This is a genomic window from Streptomyces sp. 7R007 (assembly GCF_054850255.1).
Genome location: NZ_JBTWMV010000007.1, coordinates 290328 through 296542 on the forward strand (window position 1 = coordinate 290328; position 6215 = coordinate 296542).

At 74.1% G+C, this 6215-nt stretch carries 5 protein-coding genes and 1 pseudogene; 1 reads left to right on the plus strand and 5 read right to left on the minus strand.

All coding sequences use genetic code 11. The annotated features are described in order from the left end of the window. Window positions 1-51 precede the first annotated feature (51 nt). From ACYF6T_RS12710 to ACYF6T_RS12725, 4 genes are all read right to left on the minus strand, one after another. Entirely contained in the window at window positions 52-933 is an 882-nt protein-coding gene (locus ACYF6T_RS12710; protein WP_461695995.1) for a DUF1684 domain-containing protein, read from the minus strand. Between the two features lie 56 nt (window positions 934-989). Continuing rightward, window positions 990-1913, minus strand: coding sequence for an LLM class F420-dependent oxidoreductase (locus ACYF6T_RS12715; RefSeq protein ID WP_461695996.1), 924 nt, complete (start codon window positions 1911-1913; stop codon window positions 990-992). A 108-nt stretch (window positions 1914-2021) separates the two neighbouring features. After that, window positions 2022-3422: an NtaA/DmoA family FMN-dependent monooxygenase gene (locus ACYF6T_RS12720; protein ID WP_461695998.1), complete on the minus strand. Its 1401-nt coding sequence runs from the start codon at window positions 3420-3422 to the stop codon at window positions 2022-2024. Continuing rightward, window positions 3419-4513: an LLM class flavin-dependent oxidoreductase gene (locus ACYF6T_RS12725; protein WP_461695999.1), complete on the minus strand. Its 1095-nt coding sequence runs from the start codon at window positions 4511-4513 to the stop codon at window positions 3419-3421. The genes ACYF6T_RS12720 and ACYF6T_RS12725 overlap by 4 nt, the downstream gene beginning before the upstream one ends. 406 nt (window positions 4514-4919) lie before the next feature. Here ACYF6T_RS12725 and ACYF6T_RS12730 point away from each other — a divergent pair. Beyond that, window positions 4920-5241 (plus strand): annotated as a pseudogene (locus ACYF6T_RS12730) (hypothetical protein). A gap of 3 nt (window positions 5242-5244) precedes the next feature. On the opposite strand, the gene ACYF6T_RS12735 reads toward ACYF6T_RS12730, so the two are convergent. Beyond that, window positions 5245-6215: HEAT repeat domain-containing protein (locus tag ACYF6T_RS12735; RefSeq protein WP_461696001.1), on the minus strand; the 971-nt coding region annotated here is incomplete at its 5' end.

Consider the following 6215-nt stretch of genomic DNA (forward strand, 5'->3'; position numbering starts at 1 on the left):
TTCGTGATCGTACGGAGAGATCTTGCCGTTGGTCAACGGCCCAGCCGTGCTTCAGGAACCGCCGCGCTCGCGGGGAATCTTCTGGCCGGCCTCGATCGCCACCGGCAGCCGGTTCTCGGCCGGGGGCAGCGGGCAGGTGGCCAGGTCCGTGTAGGCGCACGGCAGGTTCGCGGCCCGGTTGAAGTCCAGGACCACTGTGCCGTCGGCGGCGGGTGGCTCCAGGGTCAGGGACCGGTTGGCGGCGTAGGTGGTGACCCCGGAGGTCGCGTCGGTGAACAGCGCCATCAGCCGTCCGGCACCGGGGCCGGGGAAGACGGTCAGCGCCAGCTGCTGCCCCTCCAGCTCGAACTCGACCCTGCCCGGAGCGTCGTAGACGTGCTCCAGGCCCTCGACCGCGGCGCCCACGGTGGTCGGCCGCGGTGTGTCGAAGGGGAGGTAGCGGCCCGTCACGACCCATCGCGGGTCGGGGGCGTAGGCGGGCGTGCCGGTGAAGGCCGTGCGCAGCGGCGCGTCGGGGTGGCGGGGGCGCACGATGTCGTGCCCGCCGCGCCGGGCCACCTCGATGACGGCGTCCTTCCACACCGCGTCAACGCCACCGCGTTCGGGAAGCACGCCGAAGCGGTGTTCGCCGCGTACCGGCACCCCGTCGACGACCAGTTCCTCGTCCTCGTCGAGTTCCACGACGACCCCGTCATCGCCGGTGCGCCAGGCACCGGGCGCGTCCGGGAAGCGCTGGGGCTGTTGCGTCAGCCAGTGCAGGCCGGTGATCGCAAGGAAGCCGTGCGGGGCGGCGAGGCGGGCCTCCTGGGCGCGGTACCACTCCAGCCAGGTCTCGGTGAAGGCGTGGAGGTCGGCGGTGGCTTCGGCGGCGGTGGCTTCGGTGGCGGTGGCTTCGGCGGTGGTGGTTTCGGTGGCGGTGGCTTCGGTGGTCATGGGTGCGGGGCTCCTTCGTGACGGGGTGCAGGGGGCCGGCGGGTCGACGGGCGTGCTCAGCCGGCCAGTTCGCCCAGGAGTTGCCAGGTGCGTCGGCGTTCGGCGTCGCCCGCGATCTCGGTGCCGGAGAAGACGACCTCGGTGGCGCCGGCGTCGCGGTACCGGCGTATCTCGGCCTCGACGGTCTTCTCGTCGCCGATCACGGCCAGGTCGGCGGCCCGTCGGCCCCCGGAGAGTTCGATGACCCGGGCGTAGGACGGGATCCGTTCGTAGAACGCGAGGGTCTCGGTGGCCTTCGCGCGCACCGCGTCGACGTCGTCGGTGACCACGCCGGGCACCAGGGCCACAATGCGGGGCGCGGGCCGGCCGGCGGCCTCGGCGGCGGCGGTCAGGGCGGGCACGATGTGGTCCGCCAGGGCGCGCGGGCCGGCCAGGTAGGGCAGGATGCCGTCCGCGAGCTCACCGCTGACCCGCAGCGCTTGGGGCCCCATCGCGGCGACCAGCAGGGGGACGCCGCCGTCGGCGCCCGGCACCCGGGCCGGGACGGGGGTGGTCGCGGTGAGCAGCTCGCCGTGGAAGTCGGCGCTGCCGGTCTCGGTCAACTGGCGCAGGGCGGTGAGGAATTCACGCAGCCGGGCGATGGGGCGTTCGAAGGGCAGGCCGAAGCCGGTCTCCGTCAGCAGTTTCGTGCCCAGGGCCAGTCCGAGGTGGTAGCGGCCGTGGGTCGCGGCCTGCGCGGTCTGGGCCTGGCTGGAGACCAGCAGCGGGTGGCGGCCGAAGACGGGGATCGCGGAGGTGCCGACCTGCAGTGCGGGCACCTCCCGCCCGGCGATCGCCGCGAGCTGGGGCGAGTCGGCCCCGAAGGTCTGCCCGAACCAGGCCGACGTGAGACCGAACTGCGCGGCCTCTCGGGCCAGTTCCACGGTGGCGTCGACCTGGTTCGGCGCGTCGGACGCGTTGAGCGCTACTCCAACAGTCATGTCAGTCAGAACCGGTGCCGGCCGAGGGGGCATTCCGGTGCGTGTGTGACGGCTTCTTGTCAGTCATGTGTCACGGTCCTCTGAGAGGGAGGGGCGTCGCCGGGCTGGTCAGCTCGCCTGGCGCCGGTGGGATGCGGAGCGGTGGGTGAGGGGTTCGCGCAGGGCGAGGTGTTCGCGCAGGGTGGTGCCGGTGTACTCGGTGCGGTAGACGCCGCGTTCCTGCAGTTCGGGGACGAGCAGGTCGACGATGTCGTCGAGGCCGTCGGGGATGAGGTACGGCGTGACGTTGAAGCCATCGAGCGCGCCGTGCCGTACGAAGTGGGCGAACTTGTCGGCGAGGCCGGAGGGGGTGCCGACGTGTCCGCGCTGCGGGCCGAGCGCGATGACGGTCTCGCGCAGCGACCAGCCGTGCGCCTGCGCCTTGGCCCGCCATTCGGCCACCACCTTGCGCGGGTCGGCGATGCGCCGGGCGCCGAAGGAGCCGTCGTTGTCGGTGACGACGGGATCCTCCGTCGGCAGTGGCCCGTCGGCGTCGCGGTCCGAGAGGTCGATGCCCCACAGCAGGCCGGCGATCCCCAACGCCGTGGCGGGAGTGACCTGTTGGAGGCGGATCCAGCGCTTCTTCTCCTGGGCCTCCGCCTCGGTGGCGCCGAGGATGATCTCGGTGCCGGGCAGGATGCGCAGGTCGTCGTCGGGCCGGCCGGCGGCGCGCAGCCGGCGCCGGATGTCGTCGGCGAAGGCGAGGGCGTCGTCGAAGTCGGTGCCGTGCGCGGAGAAGATGACGTCGGCGTTGCGGGCGGCGAAGTCGCGTCCCTCGCCGGAGTCGCCGGCCTGGAAGATGACCGGGTGCCCCTGGGCGCTGCGCGGCAGCGTGGGGGCGAGGTCGACGTCGAACTGGGGTCCGTGATGGCGTACTTGGTGTACGGCGCCGGGCCTCGACCAGTGCCGTGCGTCCGCGGAGTCGGCGATCGCCGCGTCCTCCCAGCCGTCCCACAACGCGCGGGCCACGGTGAGGAACTCCTCGGCGCGCCGGTAGCGGTCGGCGTGGTCGAGGTAGCCGCCGCGGCGGAAGTTGGCGCCGGTCCAGGCGTTGTCGGTGGTCACCACGTTCCAGCCGGCGCGGCCTTCGGAGAGCAGGTCGAGGGAGGACAGGCGGCGGGCGAGGTCGGCGGGCTCGTTGAAGGTGGAGTTGGAGGTGGAGACCAGTCCGATGCGGCGGGTGACGGCGGCCAGTGCCGCGAGCTGGGTGATGGCGTCCGGCCGTCCGGCCACGTCGAGGTCGTGGATCTTGCCGTCGACCTCGCGCAGTCGCAGCCCCTCGCCGAGGAAGAACGCGTCGAACAGGCCCCGTTCGGCGGTCTGGGCGACCCGGCGGAAGGATGCGGGGTCGATCTGGGAGCCGCTGTCGGGGACGGACCAGATGGTCCAGTGGTTGACGCCCTGGAAGAACACTCCGAAGTGCAGCCGGGCGTGCGGGCGGGGGACGTCGAGGGGATCGGTGCGGGTCATCGGGCGCTCTCCTGGGCGGCGGCGAAGCGGTTGGCGGGGCGCTGAAGGCCCAGCGTCGAGCGCAGGGACGTGCCGGGCAGCGGCCGGGCGAGGAGCCGCCGCTCGGACAGGGCCGGCAGGACGAGGCGGGAGAGGACGGGGAGGTCCTCGTCCAGCACCAGCGGACGCAGCCGTACGCCGTCGACGTGACGACTCAACTCGACCAGCAGCATGACCAGTTGGTCGGCGGAGCCGATGTGCCGCAGCCTGCCCTGGTCGGTCCACGGCGCATGCCGTTCCAGGTCGGCGACGCGCTCGGCGGCCGTGGCGTCCGGCGTGTCCAGCGCGACCTCGACCTCGGCGAAGACGCGAGGCGTACCGGCGCCGGAGGAGGCCGCGGCGACCGACGCGAGGTCACGGCCCGCGACGAGAGCGACGTCGAACTGCGCGGCGGGGGCCCGGTCGGGGTCGCCCAGGACGACGAGCTGCCCCTGGGGCGAGCGCGGCACGATCGCCGGGCCCTTGACGGCGTACGTGTCGCCGGTGAAGTCGATGTAGTGCAGCCGCTCGCGGTCCAGGTAGCGGCTGGTGGCCACCGACCGGATCACCGCGTCGTCCTCCCACGAGTCCCACAGGGCGCGGGCCACCTCCACACCGTCCCGGGACTCCCGCGCCCGCGCGGCCGCGTCGGCGATCAGCGGCCGCCCCCAGGCGCGGGCCGCCTCGGGACGCTCCTCCTCCGCCACCACCCACCCGGCGCGACCGGCGGAGACGTGGTCCAGGGACGCCAACTGGCTGGAGACGTGGAAGGGTTCGGCATACGTGACCGGGACGACGGGCGCGATCCCGATGGTGCTGGTGGAGGCCGCGGCGAAGGCCGCCCGCTCCACCGCGCCGATCCGGCCCACCGGATCGGGTGCGGCGCCGGGCGGCAGCACGCTGTCGTCCAGGGTGATCAGGGTGAACCCGGCGTTCTCGGCGACGGCGGCGACCCGGGCGACGCGGCGCGGGGTCAGCAGCTGATCGGGAGCGTGGGCGGCGCGGCGCCAGGCCGCGGGATGGGTGCCGTCGCCGTCGATCTCGACGGCGAGGTGCAGGGCAGGGCCGGTCAAGGGAGATCCTTCCGCAGGACACGAGAGAGCGCGGCCACAGGGCCACGAAGACACGGCCGGCGAGAGGGCCGGCAGGGGTCAGGCGGGTACGGAAGGACAGACGGCGGAGGAGGTACGGCAGTAGTCGACATGCCGCCGGGTGATCAGCCGCGCACCGGTGCACGCACCGTGCGGTGCCGCCCCCCGTACGCGCATCGAAGCCTCCACCGGTTCAGGAACTTTCCCGTTCAACGTACGTCGCCCGACCCTGGGGGTGTCAAGGTTGCACACGGCGAAGGGGCACCTCGCCCGCCGGGACGCGTGGTGGACGCACCCCTCGGACCCGTCGCCGGACGCCGCCCGACGGCTCGCGACGCCACCTGGTCCCCGCCCCCGGGCGGGCGACAACAGGTGAGTCGTGGCCTTGATGGGCTCTGTAGCCTTCGGCCTCATCGGGACCGTGTCCTGGGTGGGTTCACCGCGCGCCGGCAGGACCGCGTGTGGCTGCGCGAGCCGAAACTGAAAGCCGGGGTCGGCTTCAACACCGCCGTGGTCCAGCTCATCGACTACCTCCGGGAAACCCGGCTGAGTGACGACGACCCCGTCGATCTCGCCGACGCCCTCGCGCGCCGGGTGTGGAGCTCCCGGCCCAGCGAGGGCAGGGACGACCGCAGGCCGGGCACCGGGAGACGGAGGACTTGCTGCGCCGCTTCACCCACCGGCTCCGGCAGGAGATCGCCGCAACGTAGGCGTCACAGCGCCCGTGCCGCGTAGGCCCTGACGTCCGCGTCCGAGTCCGCCGTCGCGGTGGCCAGGGCGGCTCGGGCGTCCTCGGCGGTACGGTGCCGGGTCAGGGCCAGTACGGCGGCCTTGCGGACGTCGGCGTTGCGGTCGGTCAGCGCCTTGGCGAGGGCCGGGACGGCCAGGTCGGTCTCCGCGCCGGCCAGCGCGGTCGCGGCGCCGGCCCGGACCTGCCAGGCCAGGTCCGACAGGGCCGCCTCGGCGCGGGCGGCCAGGGCGGCCGGGCAGCCCGTGGTGCCCAGAGCCTCGAAGGCGGCCCCCCGCACCAGGGTGTCGGGATCGTCGACGAGCGCGGCGAGGGCCGAGCGGGACGTGTCGGAGGCGGTGCCCGTGGTGGCCAGGGCCTTGGCGATCGTGACGCGGACCTCGCGGGACGGATCGACGGCCGCCGCGCGGGCCACCTGGGCCAAGGCGTCGACCGACACCAGTGCGCGCACGGCCGCGATGCGTACGGCGCTGTCGGCATCGGTCAGGGAGCGCGCGAACAACGCGGCGTCACCCAGCCGCAGGGCACGCAGCACGTCCAGAGCGGCGGCGCGGACGGCGGGGTCGGCCTCGGACAGGGCGGCGGCGAGTCCGTCGCGCAGGGCCGGTTCCGGTGGGAGCGTCTCGACCAGTTCGCGCAGGGAGGCGACCGCGGCGGCGCGGACGCCGGCGTCGGGATCGGTGAGCGCCGAGGCCAGCGCCGGTCCGGTGCCCGGCGGCACGGTCTCCGTCAGGACTGTCACGGCCGTCCGGCGCACGCTGGGTTCGGGGTCGGTCAAGTAGTCGGCGAGAGCGTCGAGTTCGGGCTCGTCCTCGGCGAGAGCGAGGAGTTCGAGCAGGCGGGGCGTGGCCTGTGCGTCCGCGTCGGTCCGGGGGCGGGCGGCGGGGTCGGCGGCGACGGGCTCCTGCCGCAGCGCCACCGGTGCCGCTTCCCTGG